Here is a 19,246-nt window from a genome sequence, read left to right as displayed (position 1 = left end):
GGCCGGGTATAGCGTGCGCCGATGGCCGCCGCGCTGACGCCCGAGAACATCCGCACCGCCCCGAAGGTCCTGCTCCACGACCACCTCGACGGCGGCCTGCGGGCCGGCACCGTCGTCGATCTCGCCGACGCCGCCGGCTACGCGAAGCTGCCGACCCGGGACGCCGAGGAGCTCGCCGGCTGGTTCCTGGGCGCGGCGCACTCGGGCTCGCTGGAGCGCTACCTGGAGACCTTCGGCCACACCGTCGCCGTGATGCAGACGCGCGAGTCGCTCGTCCGCGTCGCGCGGGAGGCGGCGGAGGACCTCGCGGCCGACGGGGTGGTCTACGCGGAGATCCGGTTCGCGCCCGAGCTGCACGTGGAGCAGGGGCTCGATCTCGACAACGTCGTGCAGGCGGTGCTCGAGGGCTTCGCCGCCGGGCCGTCGTCGATCACCGTGCGGTGCCTGCTGACGGCGATGCGGCACGCCGCGCGCTCACGGGAGATCGCCGAGCTCGCCGTCCGCTACCGCGACGCGGGCGTGGTCGGCTTCGACATCGCGGGCGCCGAGAAGGGCTTCCCGCCCACCCGGCACCTCGACGCGTTCGAGTACGTGCGGCAGCAGAACGCCCACGTCACGATCCACGCGGGCGAGGCGTTCGGGCTGCCGTCGATCTGGGAGGCCATCCAGTGGTGCGGGGCGGACCGCCTCGGCCACGGTGTCCGGATCGTGGACGACATCACGATGGACCGGCACGGCACCCCGCAGCTGGGCCGGCTCGCCGCCTACGTGCGGGACATGCGGATCCCGCTGGAGATGTGCCCGACGTCCAACGTCCACACCGGCGCCGCCACCAGCCTCGCCGACCACCCCATCCGCCTGCTCCGCGACCTGCGCTTCCGCGTCACGGTCAACACGGACAACCGCCTGATGTCCGGCTGCACGATGAGCTCCGAGTGCCAGGCCCTCGTCGACACCTTCGACTGGGGCTGGACGGACCTGCGCTGGCTCACGATCAACGCGATGAAGAGCGCCTTCGTCCCCTTCGACCAGCGCCTCGCCCTCATCGACGAGATCATCAAACCCGGCTACGAGAAGCTCCTGTCCCCGTGAGTGGCGATGGTCGCCATGGCGACCATCGCCACTCACGAGGGGGTCCTTCGCCGGTCAGAGGGTTGGCGCGAGCACGGCGGGCCAGGGCGCGGTGCGGCCCTGGCACAGCTCCAGGTGCAGGCCCTCCGCCGGCTGCGGGGTGCAGGTCGCGAAGCCCGTGCGGAAGGTCGCCGGCAGCGGGTCGACGCCGATCCACAGGGCCCGGTCCGCCCGCGACGGCGGCGGGGTGAAGTAGGCGTAGCCGCGGTGGCCGCTGTAGGCGGGGACGCCGGCCTGCTCGACCGCCGCGGCGATCGGGTAGATCTGCGCGACGACGGCGGTGCGGTCCCGGTCGGGCAGCGCACCCCAGGCCCGGGTGACGAGCTGCGCGGCGGGTGTCATCGTCGCTTCGCCGGACTCGGCGAGCGCCGGGACCGGCCGCAGCCCGGCCGGCAGCAACGGCAGGTACACCGCCACGACCACCAGGGACACCGCGAAGCCGAGGCCCGCGAACCACCCGCGGGTGCGCCGCAGCCGGGCCGACGACGTGATCTCGACGGCGCCCAGCGCGAGCGCGGCCGGGACGATCTCCAGGACGTAGTAGCTCCGCCCGCCCGCGACCGCGATCATCGCCGCGACCAGCGCGACGGTCAGCGCGAGCCAGCGGTTCCGCCCGCGGATCCCGCCGACCAGGCCCGCGACCAGCAGCACGATCCCGACGAGCCCGCACAGCGCGAACGCCGTGACCGTGAAGGTCCCGGGTCCCTCGGACTCGCGGCGCACCACCGTCGCCATGCCGAGGTAGGGCCAGCCGTGCGCGGCCTGCCAGAGCAGCGTCGGGACGGTCGCGGCCGCGGCGATCCCGAGACCGGCCCGGAGCGCGGGGGACCGCAGCAGATCCCGGGGCCGCGCGACCGGCCCGCTCCCGCCGCCGGAGGGCCCGGGCTGGCCACCCGCGGCGAGCGCGCGCGACCGGACCGCCCCGCCGCACACCGCGAGCGCGACCACCAGCCCCACCCACAGCGCCGGGACCAGGAACTTCGTGTTCAGCGACAGCCCCGTCACCACACCGGCGAGCAGGAGCAGCCGGTCGTCCCCGGTCCGCAGCCGGCGCGCCACGAGCCACACGATCGCCGTCCAGAAGAGGGGATCGAGGGTGTAGGTGGCGAACCAGTGCGACAGCAGCACGATCCCGGAGCACGCCGTCGCCGCGGCGGCCAGCGCCTGCGCCCCGCGGCCGCCGCCGAGCTCGCGGGCGATCGCGCCCGCCAGCACCACGGTCAGCGCCGCGCCGAGCGTCACCGGCAGCCGGAACACGACCAGCGAGCCGGGCGCGAGCAGGTTCGTGAGCGCGGCGAGCGCGGGCACCAGCGGCGGCTGGTCCATGTACCCCCACGCGAGGTGGTCCCGGCCCGCGGCCAGGAAGTACTGCTCGTCGAAGAACCAGCCGGCGGAGTGGCTCGCGACGCCGAGCACCAGCGCGGTCAACGCGCTGATCGCGAGCACGGGGCCACGGGCGAGGCGGGTGGGCGCATCGAGGGTGCGGGTCATACGGTCCAGGAGACCGGCGGGCCCGCCCCGCGCACCACGGCCGCCCGCCGGGACCCGATCCGACGAAAGTCGGGTGCCCACCCGACGGCGGAGGGCGGTCCGCCCAGGTCAGCGGGGCTACGGTGATCCGTATGCATCCCACGTTCGTGGGCTCGGGCGAGGTCGGTGACCCCGCGGGCTGGCCGTGGCCGCGGCTCTGGCCGGACCGGTACGCGCGGGCGTTCCTGATCCTGACGGCGCTGCTCTTCGTCGCCCTGGACGTGCTCGGCGCCGTCCTCGGCGGCCGCACCACGGGCGCGCTCGGCCCCTTCGCCGGCCTCGCACTGCAGCTCGTCGCGGACCTGTCGTTGCTGGTCGTGCTGCGGATCCCCTACGTCGTCGTCGGCTTCCTGACGGCCGGGGCCCTCGCCGACGTGATCGCGCCCGGCCTGTTCGTGCCCACCCTGGTGGTCAACGGCAGCCTCGGGCTCCTCGCCCCGACCGGCGTCGCGATCTTCGTGCTCGTCCAGATCCGGAACCGGCGCCTGACCTGGGTGTTCGTCGCGGTGCTGACGCTGCTGGCCGTCCGGGTGTGGGATCCGGGCTGGGACACCGTGCCGCTCGGCCTGCTCGGCACCGCGGTGACCGCGCTCGCCGGGCGCCACCTCGCCGCGCGCCGCCGGATCCTCGACGACCTGCGCGAACGCGCCGAGCGCACCGACCGCGAGCAGCGGCTGCTGGCGGACCGGGCCCGCGCGGAGGAACGGGCGCGGCTCGCCTCGGAGATGCACGACGTCGTCACCCACCGTGTCACGCTGATGGTCCTGCAGGCCGGGGCGCTCGAGGTGACCGGGCCCGAGATCAGCACCGAGACCGCCCGCGAGGCGGCGCGGACCCTGCGGGAGTCCGGGATGGTCGCGCTCGACGAGCTGCGCGAGCTGGTCCGGGTGCTGCACACGCCCGAGCCGGTGGGCGCCTCGCCGCGGGTCGGTCCCGGTGGCGGCGAGCCGGACCTGCGGGCGCTCGTCGCCGCCTCGGCGGCGGCCGGGATGGCCGTCGAGCTGGACGGCGACGACCTCCCGGAGGGCGCCGTCGGGCGCACCGCGCACCGCGTGGTCCAGGAGGCACTGACCAACGCGCACAAGCACGCGCCGGGCTCCGTGGTGCGGATCCGCGTGCGGTGCGGGGAGGATCTGGTGGTGAGCGTGCGCAACTCCGCCCCCGACGCCCCGCTCGACGGCGAGCTCGCCGCCTCCGGGTCCGGCACCGGCCTGCGCGGCCTGCACGAACGCGTCTCGATCACCGGCGGGACCCTCGAGGCCGGGCCCCGCGCGGACGGCGGCTTCGAGGTCCGGGCCGTCCTGCCGGGAGCCCGGTGATGGTCCGGGTCCTGCTCGCGGACGACGAGCCGATGGTCCGTGCCCACCTCACGACGATCCTCGGCGCGGCGGGGATCGAGGTGGTCGGCGCGGCCGCCGACGGGGCCGAGGCCGTGGAGCTCGTCGTGCGCCACCGGCCGGACGTCGTGCTGATGGACCTGCGCATGCCCGGTGTCGACGGGATCACCGCCACCGTCCGGATCACCGCGCTGCCCGACCCGCCCGCCGTCGTCGCGCTCACGACGTTCGACGGCGACGACCACGTGCGCCGCGCGCTGCGGGCCGGCGCCGCCGGGTACCTGCTCAAGTCCACGCCGCCGGACGATCTCGCCGACCTCGTCCGGGTCGCCGCGGGCGGGCACACCGTGCTCTCGCGCTCGACCGCCCGGACCCTGGCCGGCCGCGAGTCCGGCGCCGGGGAGGCCCGTCGCACCCTCGCCGCGCTGAGCGAGCGCGAACGCGAGGTCGCGGACCTGCTCGCCGAGGGCGCGAGCAACGCCGGGATCGCCGCCGCCCTGCACCTCACCGAGGCCACGGTGAAGGGGTACGTCTCCGCCGCCCTGGCCAAGCTGGACCTGCAGAACCGCACCCAGCTCGCCCTCCTCGCGCTGCGGGCCCGATAGCTGTCGTCGGATCCCTTTCGCACCCGATGAACGAGGCGCCGAAACAGTGCTGCCACCGGACGGATCCCTCGCGGACGGGTCTTTCCGGGCGCTCCGGCGAGCCGTGTGGGCGAGGTCACGATCCTTCCCGCGGGGGGCACCGGGGGCGCTGTTAGCGTCCGCAATCCGTCCTGGCCCAGAGGGGGCCGGCGGAGCGGGGTGAACCGTCCGGAGGAGCCGTGGGCAGCAGCGCTCGTCGAGGTCGGCCACTGTCGCTGCGGACCAGGCTGCTCGCGGGCATCCTGGTCCCCGGCCTGCTGGTCTTCACGGTCGCGGCGGTCGTCGGTGGGCGCGAGGTCGCCTCGGCGCTGGAGCAGGCGGGCGGGGCGGACACCATCGTCCGGGACGTCCGGGGGCCGGTCGGGGGCTTCTTCCAGAAGACGATTGCGGAGCGCGCGGCCAGCATCCGCTTCGTCGCCGACCAGAGCCCCGCGAACCGGCAGGCCCTCGTCGCGGCACGAGGCGAGCTCAACCAGGTCGTGACCGCGACCGCGGCGAACCTCGGCGTCCTCCAGCCGAGCCTGCCGGCGACCGTGCTCGAGGCCTTCCGGGCGTTCGGCACCTCGCTCGAGGCCCTGCCGACCCTGCGCGAGCGGGTCGACAACAGGTCGATCCTGCCCCTCGGCGTCGTCGAGGGGTTCGCCCCGATGACCGACACGCTGAACGAGGCGTCCCTGGCGCTGGCCTCGACCGCCGACGACGACGTCGCGAGCGGGCTCTCCCGCGCCGCCGACCTGCTGCGCGCGGGTGACCTGCTGGACCGGGCGACCTCGCTCGCGCACAGCCGGCCGCAGCGCGGGATCGACGTCGCCGAGCTCACGAAGGTCGCCCAGCTCTACGGGGTCTCCGACGACCTGCTGCGGCGGGCCGTCCCGCTGCTCACCCCCGAGGCCGCCCGGCAGGTGGACGACCTGCAGGAGACCCCGGAGTGGAAGAACACCCAGGCGGCCGTCGTCGCGTTGCTCGCGTCCCGGCTCAGCGGCCCGGCCACCCTGGCCGTCTCCCTCGACGACGCGCAGGCCGCCGCGGCGTCGGCCCAGCTCGTCACGATCGGCGGGAACGCCTACGTCGCCGCGCAACGGCTGGCCGAGACCCGGGCGCAGGCGTCCCTGACCACGACGCTGCTGCTGGTCGGCGGGCTGCTCCTCGGCCTGGCGGCGATCACGGTGATCTCCGGCGTGGTGGCCTCGCGGGTGGTGCGCCGGCTCGGCAGGCTGCGCAGCGACACACTGGCCCTGGCCGACCGGACGCTGCCGGAGACCGTGCGGCGGCTGCGCGCCGGCGAGCGGCTGGACATCGACGAGGAGGTGCCGGTCCTCGACTACGGCACGGACGAGATCGGGCAGGTCGCCGCGGCCTTCAACCACGCCCAGCGGACCGCGGTCCAGGTCGCGGTGGACGAGGCGAGCGCCCGGTCGGGGTTCAACGCGGCGTTCCTCAACATCGCCCGGCGCAGCCAGGCGATCCTGCACCAGCAGATCCAGGTGCTCGACCGCGTGGAGCGCACGGAGTCCGATCCCGACCAGCTGGAGCTGCTCTTCCGCCTGGACCACCTGACCACCCGGGAGCGGCGCAACGCCGAGAACCTGATCATCCTCGGCGGCGAGCGCCCGCGCCGGCGCTGGCGCAACCCGGTCGCGCTGAGCGAGCTCGTCCGCGGCGCGGTCGGGGAGGCCGAGCAGTACCAGCGCGTCGCGCTCGGCAACCTGCCCGAGGTCCAGGTGGCGGGGCCCGCCGTGGGGGACCTCGTCCACCTGCTCGCCGAGCTGATCGACAACGCCACCGCGTTCTCCCCGCCGGAGTCCCCGATCGTGGTCCGCGGCAGCGTCGCCGGCCGGGGGATCGCGGTCGAGGTCGAGGACCAGGGGCTCGGCATCGAGGAGGAGCGCCTCGCCGAGCTCAACCGGGTCCTCGCCGATCCCCCCGACTTCGGCCTGTTCCGGCTGACGGAGGACACCCGGATCGGGCTGTTCGTCGTGGCCTGGCTGGCCCGCAGGCACGGCGTCACCGTGTCCCTGCGGTACTCCCCGTACGGCGGGGTGCTGGCGGGGGTGCTGATCCCCAACGAGATCCTCGTCGTGGACGACGTGCCGGGCGCCGTGGGCCGGGTCGACCTGCCGGCGCAGCGGACGAGCCCGCCGGCGGCCCGCGACGAGGCCGTCCCGCCGGCCGGGCGCGGCACGCCCGCCGCGCCCGAGCCGGATCCGGCGGTGTCCCGGGGGCAGCGGGGCACGGTGCGCGGGGTTCCGCTGCGCGGGCGGCCGCAGATCACGGCCGGGCAGCACGTCGCCGATCCGGGCGGTGCGCTGCCGTCGCTCCCGCGGCGCCGGCGGCAGGCCCACATGAACCGGCAGCTGCAGGACACGGCCGTGACCCCGCTCCACGCGCCGCCGGTCGCCGAGGCCGCGTCGCTGCCGAGCCCCGAGCAGGCACGCCAGCGCATGTCGGCCTGGCAACGCAACTCACGGGCCGTCCGGCAGCACCTGCCGGCCGGGACCGAACCGTCCGAGGAGAGCCCGTGACCGGACCGTACCCACAGGCCCCGCAGCCCGACCCGAACCGGATGACCCGCCCCGACCTGCGCTGGCTGCTCGACGATCTCGTCGACCGCGTGTTCGGCGTCGGCCGGGCGGTCGTGCTCTCGGCGGACGGGCTGCTCGTCGCCTGCTCGCGATCGGCGGACGACGACGCCGAGCACCTGTCCGCCGTGGCGTCGGCGTTCCACAGCCTCGCGCGCAGCGCCTCGCGGCAGTTCCGGGGCGGACCGGTGCAGCAGACCGTCGTCGAGATGGACGGGCTGTTCCTGTTCGTCACCGCGGCGGGGCCGGGCGCCTGCCTGGCGGTGCTCGCGGACGCGGAGGCGGACATCGGCGCGGTCGCCTACGAGATGGGGATGCTCATCCGCAGGGTCGGCACCGTGCTCTCGGCTCCTCCGCGGGTCTCGGCCGCGGACGGGCCGAACGGCTGACGCCCCGCGATGTCCGAGACGGGCTGGTTCGACGAGGACTCCCGCCGGCTGGTGCGCCCGTTCGCGATGGCCCGCGGACGGACGAGACCCGACCGGTACGACCTGGACATGATCACGCTGGTGGTCGCGGTGGCCCCTCCCGAGCGGCGCCGGGCCGATCCCGGACAGGCCGAGATCCTCGAGATCTGCTCCCACCCGCTGTCGGTCGCCGAGGTGGCGGCCAAGGCGGATCTGCCGATGGTGGTGGTGAAGGTGTTGTTGAGTGACCTGATCGAGAGCGGGGACGTGATCTTCCGCCCTCCGGTCGGCCGGGGTACGGCGAACGATCCCGACCTCCTGCGCGCGGTGCTCGATGGTCTCCGTCGACTCTGAGCCCGTGGCCCCGCGGCTGGAGCGGTCGGCGGTCAAGATCCTGGTCGCCGGCGGCTTCGGGGTGGGCAAGACGACGATGGTCGGGTCGGTGAGCGAGATCGTGCCGCTGCGCACCGAGGAGGTCCTGACGAGCGCGGGTGCCGCGGTCGACGACCTCACCGGGGTCTCGGGGAAGACGACCACCACGGTGGCGCTGGACTTCGGCCGGATCACGGTGAACCAGGCCCTGGTGCTCTACCTGTTCGGCACCCCGGGCCAGGAGCGTTTCTGGTTCATGTGGGACGAGCTGGCCACCGGGTCGCTCGGCGCCGTCGTCCTGGCCGACACCCGCAGGCTGGACTCGTGCTTCGCCGCCGTGGACTTCTTCGAGAGCCGGGGAATCCCGTTCGTCGTCGGGGTCAACTGCTTCGACGGGGCGCCCCGCCATCCCGTCCGGCAGGTCCGGGAGGCGATCGACCTCGCCCCCGGCGTGCCGGTCGTGCACTGCGACGTGCGCGACCGGGAGTCGAGCAAGGAGGTCCTCGTGACGCTCGTCGAGCACCTGCTGCAGACGGTGCGCTGAGGGTCAGCCCTTCTGGAACCGGGCCTCGGTGGTGTGGACGAGCTCGCGCCAGCGGGCGGCCTCGGCGTCGAAGGGCGGGCTGGGCGCGAGGCGGGTGGGATTGGGGCGGATCACGAAGGAGACGAGCCAGCCGAGGCTCTCGGACTCCGCGAGCGCGTGGGCCGGCTCGTCGTCGCCCGCCCACTCGGCGACGTCGAGGACCAGCTCGGAGGCCAGCTCCAGCTGGGTGGGGTCGACCTGCAGGGTGCCCTCGGCGATGTCCTCGTCGATCCCGACGAGCACGTAGTCGTTCATCGGGTCGACGGTCACCTCGAGCTCCCCGACGGCGGCCAGGTCGAGCACGTCGTGCCAGGTGGAGGCGGCGACGAGGTCGTTGTCCTCCTTGCCCGAGTCGGCCAGCCAGCGGGCCAGCGCGCGCTCGGAGTCGAAGGCGTCGATCCGGCCGCGGGTGCCGAGGAAGATCGGCCGGTCGTCGAGGTAGCAGCGCAGGGTGACCCAGGTGCCGGTGCTCGTGGTGACCCGGATCGGGTCGATGCCGACCTCCTCCCAGAAGCCGACCGGACCGTCGTCGGCCTCGTCGTCCGCCACCTGGTCGGCGATGGCCTCCTCGTCCGCCTCCTCGAGCTCGTCGATGTCGGCGGAGTCGTCCAGGGTCGACTCGGCGTCGGCGATCCGCGCGGCGAGGGCCGCCGCCTCCTTCTCGGCCCCGGCGAGCGCCCTGGCGTCCACCTCGGGGGTGGCGGTCATGGCGTCGAGCGCGTCGACGACGTCGTCCCAGTGCTCCTGCACCGTGTCGGCCACCTGGGACCACAGCCGGGCGCCCTCGCGGCCGGCGAACGGCAGGGTGCCCTGGTCGAGCAGGGAGAAGCCGGGCGCGGAGTCGAGGATCGCGGTGACGGCGTCGAGGTCGCAGACGTCCGCGAAGGACCGCACGATCTCGACGATCTCGGCGAGCTCGCCGATCGTCCAGGTGTCCGGATCCTCGGCGACGAGCTCGGGCACGCCGATGACGTCGAACCGGCGCGACTCCTCGGGGGTCAGCTCGGCGACGGTCAGCGTGGGCACCACGGACCAGGCGGGGTGGTCCTCGAGGTCGTGCTCGGTCGCCGTGCGGACGAACGCGGCGAGCTGCGCGACCTCGGGGAAGCCGAACACCGCCTCGTCGTCGCCGAGGAAGGCCTCCCACTCCTCGCCGTCCTCGCGCCAGCGCGGGGCCCAGAGTGTGTAGAGGTCGCCCTCGGTCAGGGAGAGCTGGATCGGGACGATGTCGCTTGCCACGCGGGGAGCCTAGCGGCGCCACCTGAGCGGCACGTGTGCGCCGGTCGGGAGGGGCAGCGAGACGGCGGGGCAGCGGCGCCGGTGTCGTTCCTGGGGGGAGCGACGACCGGACGGGAGCCGGTCGTGGCTCGGCGCCGTGCCGCCTGCCGTACTGCTCGGGCGAGGCTGTCGATTGTCCTGCGGGACGGGTCCCACCGGGGATCCCGGACGTCGGTTCCGCCGCGGTCGCGGCGGCGGGTGACGCCCCGGGGTGCCGGTCCGGCCCTCAGGTGGAGCTGTGCAGACGGACGACGCCCACTGTGACGTCCTCGAGCCCGCCACGGTCGAAGTCGCGTCGCAGCTGGTCCGCCTTGACCGTCGCGGTCAGCCCGTCGAACGGGCCGTGCGCGTCCACCTCCCCGGTCTGGGGGTCGACGGCGAGCACCACGTAGCCGTCGCACTGGGTGAGCTTCTCGGCGGCAGCGACCAGCGTCTGCTCGTCTGAAGTCGTGTTCTCCGGCACCGGATCACCTCCTTGTCACCTAGTACAGCGTCGGCAGGGGCTCCGGCGTGACAGTCCTGCGCGCTTACCACCCGTTCGGGTCAGGGTGAATGAGGTGATCGGTCACGGTTGGTGCGGAACCCGGGACTCAGAGCGCACGAAACGGATGATCACGGGGTGGAAGGGGGTCGTACGGGCACAGGGTGTGACCGATCGCCGGCCCGGCATGTTGATCTTGGTTGCTCGTGTTCACCGACCGTCCGCAGGTCCGCGTGCGGCCGTCCACCGGAGGGTGCACGCGGGGTCCCGCGACCGACGGCGCCGAGCGGTCGTTCAGCCACGCAGAGTGATGATCAGTGGGCGCGCTCACACCCGAACCGGCGGCACCGCCCCCACTCACACGGGGCCGGCCGTAGGCTCCCGCGCATGATCGTGCGGGTCGTCGACCATCCCCTCGCGCGAGCGCGGCTCACGACCATGCGGGACGCCCGCACGGACAACGCCGCGTTCCGCGCCGCCCTGCGCGACCTCACGCTGCTGCTGGTCGTCGAGGCGACCCGGGACGCCCCGCTGGCGGAGTTCCCGCTCCACACCCCGGTCGCCCGGACCACGGGCCACCGGCTCGCCCACCCGCCGGTGCTCGTCCCGGTGCTGCGGGCGGGCCTCGGCATGGTCGACGCCGCGCAGAGCCTGGTCCCCGAGGCCCAGGTCGGGTTCGTGGGCGTCGCGCGGGACGAGACGACCCACCGGCCCACCCCGTACATGGAGTCCCTGCCGGAGTCGCTCGTCGGGCGGCCCGTGTTCGTGCTGGACCCGATGCTCGCCACCGGGGGATCCATGGTCCACACCGTCGAGCTGCTCGTCGCCCGCGGCGCGGACGACGTCACCGCGGTCTGCGTGCTCGCCGCCCCCGAGGGCGTCGCGACGCTGGAGGCGAGCGGCCTGCCGGTCCGGCTCGTCACGGCATCGGTCGACGAGCGGCTCAACGACTCCGCCTTCATCGTCCCGGGCCTGGGGGACGCGGGGGACCGTCAGTTCGGGGCGGTCTGAACCCGCCAGCCGTCGACGGCGGCGCGCAGGCAGGGCGCGAACCCGTCCGTGGGATCGTCCGCACCGCGCGGCGTGTGCGCGTGCAGCTGGATGCTCACCAGGCCGTGCAGGACCGCCCACAGCCCCAGCACGACCGTCGCGGGTTCGGCGTCGGCGCGCAGCACCCGCTCGTCCCGCGCGCGCTCCACCGCGGCCACCAGGGGGGCGAAGGCCTCCTCCTGCAGCGCCCGGGAGCCCGCGTCGAGCGCGGAGCCGTCGAACATCGCGTCGTACAGGTGGGGGTCGGCCAGCGCGCCGGAGCGGTAGGCCTCCCCGAGCGCGACGAGCTGCTCGGCCGGGTCCCGCTGCGCCGGGACCCCGGCCAGCGTGCGGCCCAGCTGCCGGAACGCGTCGTCCACCAGGGACTTCACCAGGCCGGGCTTGCCGCCGAACAGGGCGTAGACGGCGGTCGTGGAGGTACCGACGTCCGAGGCCAGGGTCCGCAGCGACAGCCCCTCCACACCATGGGCGGTCAGCAGCTCCCCGGCCCGCTCGCGCAGCCGCTCGCGCAGCTCGTCGTCGTGGACCTTGGGGCGTGGCACCGGCGGAGGCTACCTCCGCCTCCGGGGCCCTCGCCTGTTCAGCGACATCCGCACGTAACATCCGGCGGCTCTTATCAGACACCTCATCGGGCGTCCGCACCGCGGGGGTGTGGGCCCGTGCCGGGGGAACGATGGGTGCGAGGCTCGCTGGACTGCTCGGCCGGGTCCGGATGCTGCGGTTCGGGGTGGCCACCCTGGTGACGGCCGGGCTCGTCCTCGCCGCGGTCCCCGCCGGCGGCGAGGAGCTCGTGGGCGTCCGCACGGCCGCCGAGGGTGCCTCCCCCACGGCCCAGCTCCGGGTCATGCCGCTGGGCGCCTCGAGCACCGAGGGGATCGGCAGCCCGGACACCGCGGGCTACCGGCTCCCGCTCTTCCGGGACCTCGCGGCGGACGGCGTCCGCGTGAACTTCGTCGGCTCGCTGCGCAGCGGCCCGGCCTCCCTGCCGGACCGGGACAACGAGGGCCACTCCGGCTGGACGCTCGAGGGGATGGTCCCGTACGTCGGCGGCTGGGTCCGCGCCGCCGATCCGGACGTGGTGCTGCTCCACATGGGCACGAACGACATCGGCAGCGGTGCCACCGGACAGGTCGCCGCGGGCCGGCTCGACGCGCTGCTCGACGAGATCTTCGACGCCGCCCCGCAGACGCACGTCGTCGTCGCCGGGATCTGGGCGAAGATGCCGCAGCGCGCCGCCGCCCGCGCCGAGCTCGCCCGGCTCACGCCCGGGGTGATCGCGCGGCACCGCGTCCTCGGCCACTCCGTGGAGTTCGTGGACACCTCGGACCTGCTGGCGTCGCCCACCGACTTCTCCGACGGGCTGCACGCCAACGCGGGCGGCTACGCGAAGATCGCCAGGATGTGGACGGGACGGGTGGAGGGCTGGCTGTCCGCGCAGCGCCCCGTACCGGCGCAGGCGGCCCTCACCCGCTGATCCCCGCCGCCAGGGTCGCGCCGAGCTCCCAGCAGGCCTCACGGGCGGCCTTGTCGGGGGCGCCCACGACCTCCACGGCCGCGGCGGCCTGCTGCCAGCCCATGCCCTCCGCGATCGACCGGACGGCGGCCACGGCGCCCTCCAGGCCCTGGTTGCCGTGGACGTAGAGGCCGTAGGGGAGCCCGCGGGTGTCGTCGCCGCAGACGTAGAAGACCTGGTCGAAGAAGTGCTTGAGCGCCCCCGACATGTAGCCGATGTTCGCGGGGGTCCCGAGCACGACCGCGTCCGCCTCCAGGAGATCCGACGGCGTGGCGGCCAGCGCCGCGCGCCGGTGCACCTCCACCCCGGTGATCTCCGGATCGCTCGCGCCGCGCACCACCTCGTCGAGCAGCTCCCGGCAGGCGGGGGACGGGGTGTGGTGGACGATCAGCAGCCTCGTCATCGCAGCAGCTCCTCCGCCTCGGTCCGCAGGTCCGCCAGCCGCTCGTCCGCGCGGGCCTTCGCCGCCGCCACGTTCGCATCGGGTGGTTCGACGACCTCCAGGTACGCCTTCAGCTTCGGCTCCGTGCCCGAGGGGCGCACCACGAGCCGGGCGGCCCTGCCGTCCCGGTCCGCGGGGCGCCGCAGCCGCAGCACGTCCGGTGCGGGGCGGTCCACCTCCCAGCCCGGCGGACCGAGCCGCTCGACGACCGCGCGGGCCTGCGCGGGCGGCATCCGCAGCGACAGCCCGGCGGTGCGGTGCACGCCGTGCGCGGCGAACAGCTCGTCGAGCCGGTCGAGCAGGGTGCGGCCCTCCGCCTTCAGCCCGGCCGCGAGATCGGCAAGGACCACCGCGGTGGCGATCCCGTCCTTGTCCCGCACCGCGTCCGGGTCCACGCAGTGCCCGAGCGCCTCCTCGTAGCCGTACACGAGGCCCGGCCCGGCGCGGACGATCCACTTGAACCCGGTGAGGGTCTCGGCGAACCGGGCGCCGTGGGCGGCGGCGATCCGCCCGAGCAGCGACGAGGAGACGACGGTGGTGGCGACGAGCCGGTCCCCGCTGCCCTGCCCCGATGCGCTGTGCCGCAACAGATGGTCGCCGAGCAGGGCGCCGGTCTCGTCGCCGGTGAGCATGCGCCAGGCCGGAACGCCGTCGCCCGTCGCCCCGCCCGGTCCGCTGTCGCCCGGCCCCTCGGCCGGCCCACCGCCGGCCGGGACGCCGATCGCGCAGCGGTCCGCGTCCGGGTCGAGGGCGATCGCCAGGTCCGCGCCCCGCTCGGCCGCCAGGGCGAGCAGGAGGTCGGTCACCCCGGGCTCCTCCGGGTTGGGGAAGGCGACGGTGGGGAAGTCGGGATCCGGGCGGGCCTGCTCGGCCACCACGTGCACGTCCGTGAACCCGGTGCGGGCCAACGCGTGCACCGCCGTCGCCCCGCCCACGCCGTGGAGCGGGGTCAGCGCGATCCGCAGCGGGAAGCCGTTGTGCCGCAGGGTCTCCATCCGGGCGAGGTAGTCCTCGGTGGGATCGAGCCCGCGCGCCGCCCGGTCCTCGGGTACGGAGACGGCCGCGGGTGCGGCGCCGATCGCGGCCTCGATCCGGGCGTCCGCCGGCGGGGCGAGCTGAGCCCCCGGCGCGTCGCCCGTCCCGAGGTAGACCTTGTACCCGTTGTCCTGCGGGGGATTGTGCGAGGCGGTGATCTGCACGCCGGCGACCGCGCGCAGCCGCTGCACCGCGAAGGCGAGCAGCGGCGTGGGCTGGGCACCGGGCAGGACGTGCACCGCGAACCCCGCGGCGGCGAGCACCCCGGCCGCGGCGCGGGCGAACGCCTCGGAGCCGTGCCGGGCGTCCCGGCCGACGACGACCGGGCCGCCCCGGTGGCCCTCGGAGACGAGCCAGGCGGCCAGGCCGGCGGTCGCCCGCCGGACCACCGCCACGTTCATCCCCGCCGGCCCGGGACGCACCGGCCCGCGCAGGCCGGCGGTGCCGAAACGCAGGGGCTCGCCCATGACCCCGGCCAGGTCCGCGGGGTCCGCGCCGGTCATCGCCGCGACCAGGAGCTGTTGCAGCGCAGCGCGATCCGCGGGCTCCGGATCGTCCGCGATCCAGCGCAGGGTGCGGTCGCGCAGGCCGGGATCCACGTCAGCGGGCCCCGGCCGTGCCCGTCGTCCCCGTGCCCGTCGTGTCCCCAGCCGCAGCGCCGACCGGAGCAGTGCCGACCGGAGCAGTGCCGACACGCGCCGGGCCCGGCCGCCCGATCACGCGCGGGCCACGAGATCGCGGAGCAGCTCACCCATCCGGGCCGCCGAGGCGCGGCCCGCCGCCAGGACCTCCTCGTGGTCCAGCGGCTCCCCGGTCATGCCCGCGGCCAGGTTCGTGACCAGCGACAACCCGAACACCTCGACGCCCTCGGCGCGCGCCGCGACCGCCTCCAGCACGGTGGACATGCCGACCAGGTCGGCGCCGAGCCCACGCAGCATGCGGATCTCCGCCGGCGTCTCGAAATGGGGTCCGGGAAGCCCGGCGTACACGCCCTCCTCGAGCGACGGGTCGATCTCCCGCGCGAGCGCGCGCAGCCGCGCCGAGTAGAGGTCCGTGAGGTCGGTGAACCGCGGGCCGACGAGTGGGGAGCGGCCCAGCAGGTTGAGGTGGTCCGAGATCAGCACCGGCTGCCCGACCGCCATGCCCTCGCGGATGCCGCCCGCGGCGTTGGTCAGCACGACCGCGCGACAGCCCGCGGCCGCCGCGACGCGCACGCCGTGGACGACCGGCGCGATGCCGTGGCCCTCGTACAGGTGGGTGCGGCCGAGCAGGACGAGCACCCGCCGCCCGCCGATCTCCAGCGAGCGGACCGTGCCGCCGTGGCCCTGGACCTGCGGCGGCACGAACCCGGGCAGCTCCGCCATGGGCACTTCGGTGCCGGTGCCGAGCACGTCCGCGGCCGGGCGCCAGCCGGAACCGAGGACGACGGCGAGATCGTGGGTCCCCGCGCCGGTCGCACGGGCCAGGGCGACGGCCGCGGCGGCGGGATCGGGCACGGTGGTATCGGGCACGGTGGGGTCCGGGGCCGAGGGGGCCGGGCCGGCCGACGGGGTGGCGCTCATCCGGCGGGCGGAGTGGTGAAGGTGGCGCCCAGGGACGCGAGCAGGGCGTCGGCGCGCGACCCCGCCCGCTGCTCGGGGACGGTCAGCGAGATCGCCCACGCCCCGTCCGCGACCGGCACGGTCTGCACGGCCGCGGTGCGCTGCTGGGCGCCGAAGACGATGCTGAAGTGGTTCGCCGCGGTCGCCGGGGCGACCGAGTCCACGCCCAGCTTCTCGGCGGTGAAGGACGCCGCGACGTCCCCGGTGGTGTGCCACACGGCGAGCTCCTCCGAGCCGTCCGGGCTCACGAACCGCACGGTCGCCTCCCGGCCCTCGCCGGAGCGGAACTGCGCCCAGGTCGACGGCACGGCGATGCTCCAGCCGAGCTGGTCCGCGTGCGGGGTGGTCGTGGTGCGGGCGGTGGTGACGGTGACCGTGGAGACCGGCGACTGGCCCGCGATCGCCCGGGTGACGACGTACCCGCCGACGACGCCGAGCAGCACCAGCAGCGCGCCCGCGACGGCCAGCGGCAGGGCCCAGCTGGCGGGCAGCGGGGGGCGGGGCGGGGCGGGGCGGGGCGGGGCGGGCGCGCGCATCGGGGGGCGGGGCGGCGCGGTGGGCGGGTGCGCACCGGTGGCGTACGGGCTGCCGGGCAGGGGGCCGGGCGCGGCGGCCAGCGGGGCGCCGCGGGCGGGGGCCCGGGTGGAGCGCTCGGCCGGACGTTCCTCGGCGACGGGCGGGACGGGCCCCGACGCGGCGACGCGCGGCTCGGGCACGGAGTCGTAGCGGGCCGACCGCTCGCCGGCGGGGGGCCGGGACGGCGGGACGACGCGGGAGAACAGCGTGGGCGCGTCGGGTGAGCCGGGGAACAGGGGATCGTCCGGGTCGTCGAGCAGCGGGCGCAGCCGGCGCCGGACCTCCTCGAGGGGCATCCGCGCGGCGGGCTCCTTGACCATCAGCCCGGCGATCACCTCGGAGACCGGGCCTGCGTCCCGGCAGTGGGGCACGTCGCCGTCGACCACCTCGGTGATCGTCGAGACCGGGTCGCCCTTGACGTCGTACGGCGGGCGGCCCTCGATGGCGGCGAACAGGGTGGTGCCCAGGCCCCACAGGTCCGCGGCCGGCGTCACCGCGCCGCCGGAGGCGACCTCGGGCGCGATGTAGGCGGGGGAGCCGAGCACCAGCCCGGCGGTGGTCATCGGGGCGTCCAGCGCGTTGCGCGCGATGCCGAAGTCCGTGAGCTTGATCCGGCCGTCGTGGGCGATGAGGATGTTGCCCGGCTTGACGTCCCGGTGCGTGATCCCGGCCCGGTGCGCGGCCCGCAGCGCCGCCGCCGTGGCGTACCCGACGACGGCCGCCTGCCGCGGGTCGAGCGGCCCCTGGTCGGTGATCATCGCCGCGAGGTTGCGCGAGGGCACCATCTCGAGGACGACGAGCGGCTGGCCGCCGACGTCGACGACGTCGAACACCGTGATGACGTTCGGGTGGGACAGACCGCCCAGGGCGCGCGCCTCGCGGAGCATCCGCTCGCGCATCGCGAGGGCCTCCCGCTCGGGGATCCCGCGGGGGACCTTCAGCTCCTTGACGGCGACCTTGCGGCGCAGCACCTCGTCGTAGCCCGACCAGACCGTGCCCATCGCTCCGCTGCCGAGCTGCGCGGAGAGGCGGTACCGGTCGCCGACGACGCGGCCCGGCTGCTCGTCTTCCTGCGTGGACACGACTCCATTCTCCCCGGAGCCCCCGGGCGCGCGTGCGGCGGGGTGACCCTTCCCGGGCCTCCCACCAGCACGAACCGGCACGTCACGTGACCGTCCGGCGACTGTGCGCAGTGGCCAGGGGGGCGACGAGCGGTGGCGACGCCCGTTCGTCGCAATCGCCGCTGACCGCTCGTCACCGGGGCCCGGGCCGTCCGCAGCAGATCACCGACCCCTTGGCGCCGATACCGGGTGAAGGCCCGGTTTCGGGTTGGTACACCGCCGTCCGGGTGAGCACCATGGATTCATGCAGGACAGAGCGAAGAGCGCTCGTGGGGTGGTCGGGACCGGTGGTCCCCGATGACCCTGCTCGAGGCGCACCCCGAGCTCGCGACCAGCGGTGACGGTGTGAACGCGGCCGTCACCGACCTCGGCGCGGGCACCGGCCCGGCCTGGCTCGACGCGTGGCTCTCCGACCACCGCGGCGCGGTCGTCGCGGCCCGCCGATCGCTGCACTCCGTACCCGAGCTCGGCCGTGACGAGCACCGCACGACCGCCCTCGTGGCCCGGCGGCTGATGGCCGCCGGACTCGAGCCCCGCACCCTGCCCGGCGGCACCGGCCTGGTGTGCGACGTCGGCCGCGGGGACCGCTGCGTGGCGCTGCGCGCGGATCTCGACGCACTGCCGCTCGACGAGGCGACGGGCCTCTCGTTCGCCTCCACCGTCCCGGGCGCCATGCACGCCTGCGGGCACGACGCGCACACCGCGATGGTGCTCGGGGCCGGTCTCGCGCTGGCCGCCGCACCCTCGCTGCCCGGCCGCGTCCGGCTGATCTTCCAGCCGGCCGAGGAGGTGCAGCCCGGCGGCGCGCTCGACGTGGTGGCGGACGGCGCGATGGACGGGGTGGAGCGCATCTTCGCGCTGCACTGCGACCCGCGCCTGGAGGTCGGCCGGCTCGGCACCCGGGTCGGCCCGATCACCTCGGCCTGCGACATCGTCGAGATCCGGCTCACCTCGCCCGGCGGTCACACCGCCCGTCCGCACCTCACGGCGGACCTGGTGCAGGCCCTCGGCCAGCTGATCACGCAGCTCCCGCTGCTGCTCACCCGTCAGGTCGACCCGCGCTCGGGCACCGTCCTGGTGTGGGGTGCGGTGGCGTCGGGGCAGGCGGCCAACGCGATCCCGCAGCACGGTGTGCTGCGCGGCACGCTGCGCACGGCCGACCACGCCACCTGGGCGGACCTCGAGGACAAGTTCCGCGCCCTGGTCGCGGCCGTCCTCGCGCCGCTCGGCGTGGGGTACGTCGTGGACTACACCCGCGGCGTCCCGCCCGTGGTCAACGAGGCGGACAGCAGCGGCATCCTCCGGGACGCCGCGATCCTCACCGGTGGCCTCGACGCGGCGGCGGACACGGAACAGTCCTCCGGCGGCGAGGACTTCGCGTGGTACCTGGAGAAGGTGCCGGGCGCGATGGCCCGCCTCGGCGTGTGGCCGGGGGTGGGCCCGATGAAGGACATCCACCAGCCCACCTTCGACCTCGACGAGCGTGCCCTCCCCTTCGGCCTCCGCATCCTGGTCAACAGCGCCCTCGCGGCCCTCGCCTAACCCGCGAGTCGGCACTTTCCGTAG

The 19,246-nt window shown here is 75.3% G+C and carries 18 protein-coding genes; 10 read left to right on the top strand and 8 right to left on the bottom strand.

Annotated elements, in window-relative coordinates:
* The first annotated feature begins 21 nt into the window (after window positions 1–21).
* Window positions 22–1,092 (top strand): adenosine deaminase, encoded by a 1,071-nt coding sequence (locus ABD324_RS33885; protein ID WP_344426802.1) that lies wholly within the window; start codon window positions 22–24, stop codon window positions 1,090–1,092.
* A gap of 54 nt (window positions 1,093–1,146) precedes the next feature.
* Here the strand turns inward: ABD324_RS33885 and ABD324_RS33880 are convergent, their stop codons facing one another.
* The gene (locus ABD324_RS33880; RefSeq protein WP_344426800.1) at window positions 1,147–2,622 is read right to left on the bottom strand and encodes an ArnT family glycosyltransferase; all 1,476 of its coding nucleotides are present in this window, start codon (window positions 2,620–2,622) and stop codon (window positions 1,147–1,149) included.
* A gap of 131 nt (window positions 2,623–2,753) precedes the next feature.
* On the opposite strand from ABD324_RS33880, the gene ABD324_RS33875 reads away from it, so the two are divergent.
* From ABD324_RS33875 to ABD324_RS33850, 6 genes are all read left to right on the top strand, one after another.
* The gene (locus ABD324_RS33875; protein WP_344426797.1) at window positions 2,754–3,980 is read left to right on the top strand and encodes a sensor histidine kinase; all 1,227 of its coding nucleotides are present in this window, start codon (window positions 2,754–2,756) and stop codon (window positions 3,978–3,980) included.
* The gene (locus ABD324_RS33870) at window positions 3,980–4,603 is read left to right on the top strand and encodes a response regulator (protein ID WP_344426794.1); all 624 of its coding nucleotides are present in this window, start codon (window positions 3,980–3,982) and stop codon (window positions 4,601–4,603) included. Before ABD324_RS33875 ends, ABD324_RS33870 begins: the two co-directional genes overlap by 1 nt.
* A gap of 218 nt (window positions 4,604–4,821) precedes the next feature.
* A complete protein-coding gene (locus ABD324_RS33865; protein ID WP_344426791.1) occupies window positions 4,822–7,164 on the top strand; it encodes a sensor histidine kinase in 2,343 nt (780 codons plus the stop codon).
* Between the two features lie 41 nt (window positions 7,165–7,205).
* The gene (locus ABD324_RS33860) at window positions 7,206–7,610 is read left to right on the top strand and encodes a roadblock/LC7 domain-containing protein (protein WP_344427559.1); all 405 of its coding nucleotides are present in this window, start codon (window positions 7,206–7,208) and stop codon (window positions 7,608–7,610) included.
* 9 nt (window positions 7,611–7,619) lie between these two features.
* Window positions 7,620–7,982, top strand: coding sequence for a DUF742 domain-containing protein (locus ABD324_RS33855; RefSeq protein WP_344426788.1), 363 nt, complete (start codon window positions 7,620–7,622; stop codon window positions 7,980–7,982).
* Complete coding sequence (locus tag ABD324_RS33850) at window positions 7,963–8,544, top strand: GTP-binding protein (RefSeq protein ID WP_344426785.1); 582 nt, start codon at window positions 7,963–7,965, stop codon at window positions 8,542–8,544. Before ABD324_RS33855 ends, ABD324_RS33850 begins: the two co-directional genes overlap by 20 nt.
* A gap of 3 nt (window positions 8,545–8,547) precedes the next feature.
* On the opposite strand, the gene ABD324_RS33845 is transcribed toward ABD324_RS33850, so the two are convergent.
* Both ABD324_RS33845 and ABD324_RS33840 read right to left on the bottom strand, forming a co-directional pair.
* Window positions 8,548–9,822 carry a primosomal protein gene (locus ABD324_RS33845; protein ID WP_344426783.1) on the bottom strand — a complete coding sequence of 425 codons (1,275 nt, stop codon included), beginning with the start codon at window positions 9,820–9,822 and terminating at the stop codon, window positions 8,548–8,550.
* A 265-nt stretch (window positions 9,823–10,087) separates the two neighbouring features.
* Window positions 10,088–10,324 (bottom strand): hypothetical protein, encoded by a 237-nt coding sequence (locus ABD324_RS33840; RefSeq protein WP_037046372.1) that lies wholly within the window; start codon window positions 10,322–10,324, stop codon window positions 10,088–10,090.
* A gap of 405 nt (window positions 10,325–10,729) precedes the next feature.
* On the opposite strand from ABD324_RS33840, the gene upp reads away from it, so the two are divergent.
* Window positions 10,730–11,353, top strand: a complete 624-nt coding sequence (gene upp / locus ABD324_RS33835; RefSeq protein WP_344426772.1) for a uracil phosphoribosyltransferase — start codon at window positions 10,730–10,732, stop codon at window positions 11,351–11,353.
* Here the strand turns inward: upp and ABD324_RS33830 are convergent.
* A complete protein-coding gene (locus tag ABD324_RS33830) occupies window positions 11,335–11,934 on the bottom strand; it encodes a TetR/AcrR family transcriptional regulator (RefSeq protein ID WP_344426769.1) in 600 nt (199 codons plus the stop codon). The genes upp and ABD324_RS33830 overlap by 19 nt on opposite strands.
* Window positions 11,935–12,065: 131 nt before the next feature.
* On the opposite strand from ABD324_RS33830, the gene ABD324_RS33825 reads away from it, so the two are divergent.
* The gene (locus ABD324_RS33825) at window positions 12,066–12,866 is read left to right on the top strand and encodes an SGNH/GDSL hydrolase family protein (RefSeq protein ID WP_344426766.1); all 801 of its coding nucleotides are present in this window, start codon (window positions 12,066–12,068) and stop codon (window positions 12,864–12,866) included.
* Here the strand turns inward: ABD324_RS33825 and ABD324_RS33820 are convergent.
* The 4 genes from ABD324_RS33820 to ABD324_RS33805 all read right to left on the bottom strand — a co-directional run bounded on the left by ABD324_RS33820 (window position 12,856) and on the right by ABD324_RS33805 (window position 17,641).
* Window positions 12,856–13,308 (bottom strand): flavodoxin family protein, encoded by a 453-nt coding sequence (locus ABD324_RS33820; protein ID WP_344426764.1) that lies wholly within the window; start codon window positions 13,306–13,308, stop codon window positions 12,856–12,858. The genes ABD324_RS33825 and ABD324_RS33820 overlap by 11 nt on opposite strands.
* A complete protein-coding gene (locus ABD324_RS33815; protein ID WP_344426761.1) occupies window positions 13,305–14,981 on the bottom strand; it encodes a phospho-sugar mutase in 1,677 nt (558 codons plus the stop codon). The genes ABD324_RS33820 and ABD324_RS33815 overlap by 4 nt, the downstream gene beginning before the upstream one ends.
* 117 nt (window positions 14,982–15,098) lie before the next feature.
* On the bottom strand, window positions 15,099–15,893 hold the full coding sequence (locus tag ABD324_RS33810; protein ID WP_344426758.1) for a purine-nucleoside phosphorylase: 795 nt from the start codon (window positions 15,891–15,893) through the stop codon (window positions 15,099–15,101).
* A 47-nt stretch (window positions 15,894–15,940) separates the two neighbouring features.
* Entirely contained in the window at window positions 15,941–17,641 is a 1,701-nt protein-coding gene (locus tag ABD324_RS33805; protein ID WP_344426754.1) for a serine/threonine-protein kinase, read from the bottom strand.
* A gap of 336 nt (window positions 17,642–17,977) precedes the next feature.
* Between ABD324_RS33805 and ABD324_RS33800 the strand changes: the two genes are divergently transcribed.
* Window positions 17,978–19,222, top strand: coding sequence for an amidohydrolase (locus ABD324_RS33800; RefSeq protein WP_344426751.1), 1,245 nt, complete (start codon window positions 17,978–17,980; stop codon window positions 19,220–19,222).
* The last annotated feature ends 24 nt before the right edge of the window (window positions 19,223–19,246 follow it).

This window comes from Pseudonocardia ailaonensis (genome assembly GCF_039531635.1).
Lineage (GTDB): Bacteria > Actinomycetota > Actinomycetes > Mycobacteriales > Pseudonocardiaceae > Pseudonocardia > Pseudonocardia ailaonensis.
The sequence above is the reverse complement of the archived record's forward strand: the minus strand, read 5'-3'. Positions and strand labels throughout refer to the sequence as shown.

Coding starts and splice junctions, on each gene's coding strand:
- ABD324_RS33885 (WP_344426802.1), top strand. CDS start 22: ATGGCCGCCGCGCTGACGCCCGAGAACATCCGCACCGCCCCGAAGGTC.
- ABD324_RS33880 (WP_344426800.1), bottom strand. CDS start 2,622: ATGACCCGCACCCTCGATGCGCCCACCCGCCTCGCCCGTGGCCCCGTG.
- ABD324_RS33875 (WP_344426797.1), top strand. CDS start 2,754: ATGCATCCCACGTTCGTGGGCTCGGGCGAGGTCGGTGACCCCGCGGGC.
- ABD324_RS33870 (WP_344426794.1), top strand. CDS start 3,980: ATGGTCCGGGTCCTGCTCGCGGACGACGAGCCGATGGTCCGTGCCCAC.
- ABD324_RS33860 (WP_344427559.1), top strand. CDS start 7,206: ATGACCCGCCCCGACCTGCGCTGGCTGCTCGACGATCTCGTCGACCGC.
- ABD324_RS33855 (WP_344426788.1), top strand. CDS start 7,620: ATGTCCGAGACGGGCTGGTTCGACGAGGACTCCCGCCGGCTGGTGCGC.
- ABD324_RS33850 (WP_344426785.1), top strand. CDS start 7,963: ATGGTCTCCGTCGACTCTGAGCCCGTGGCCCCGCGGCTGGAGCGGTCG.
- upp (WP_344426772.1), top strand. CDS start 10,730: ATGATCGTGCGGGTCGTCGACCATCCCCTCGCGCGAGCGCGGCTCACG.
- ABD324_RS33825 (WP_344426766.1), top strand. CDS start 12,066: ATGGGTGCGAGGCTCGCTGGACTGCTCGGCCGGGTCCGGATGCTGCGG.
- ABD324_RS33820 (WP_344426764.1), bottom strand. CDS start 13,308: ATGACGAGGCTGCTGATCGTCCACCACACCCCGTCCCCCGCCTGCCGG.
- ABD324_RS33800 (WP_344426751.1), top strand. CDS start 17,978: ATGACCCTGCTCGAGGCGCACCCCGAGCTCGCGACCAGCGGTGACGGT.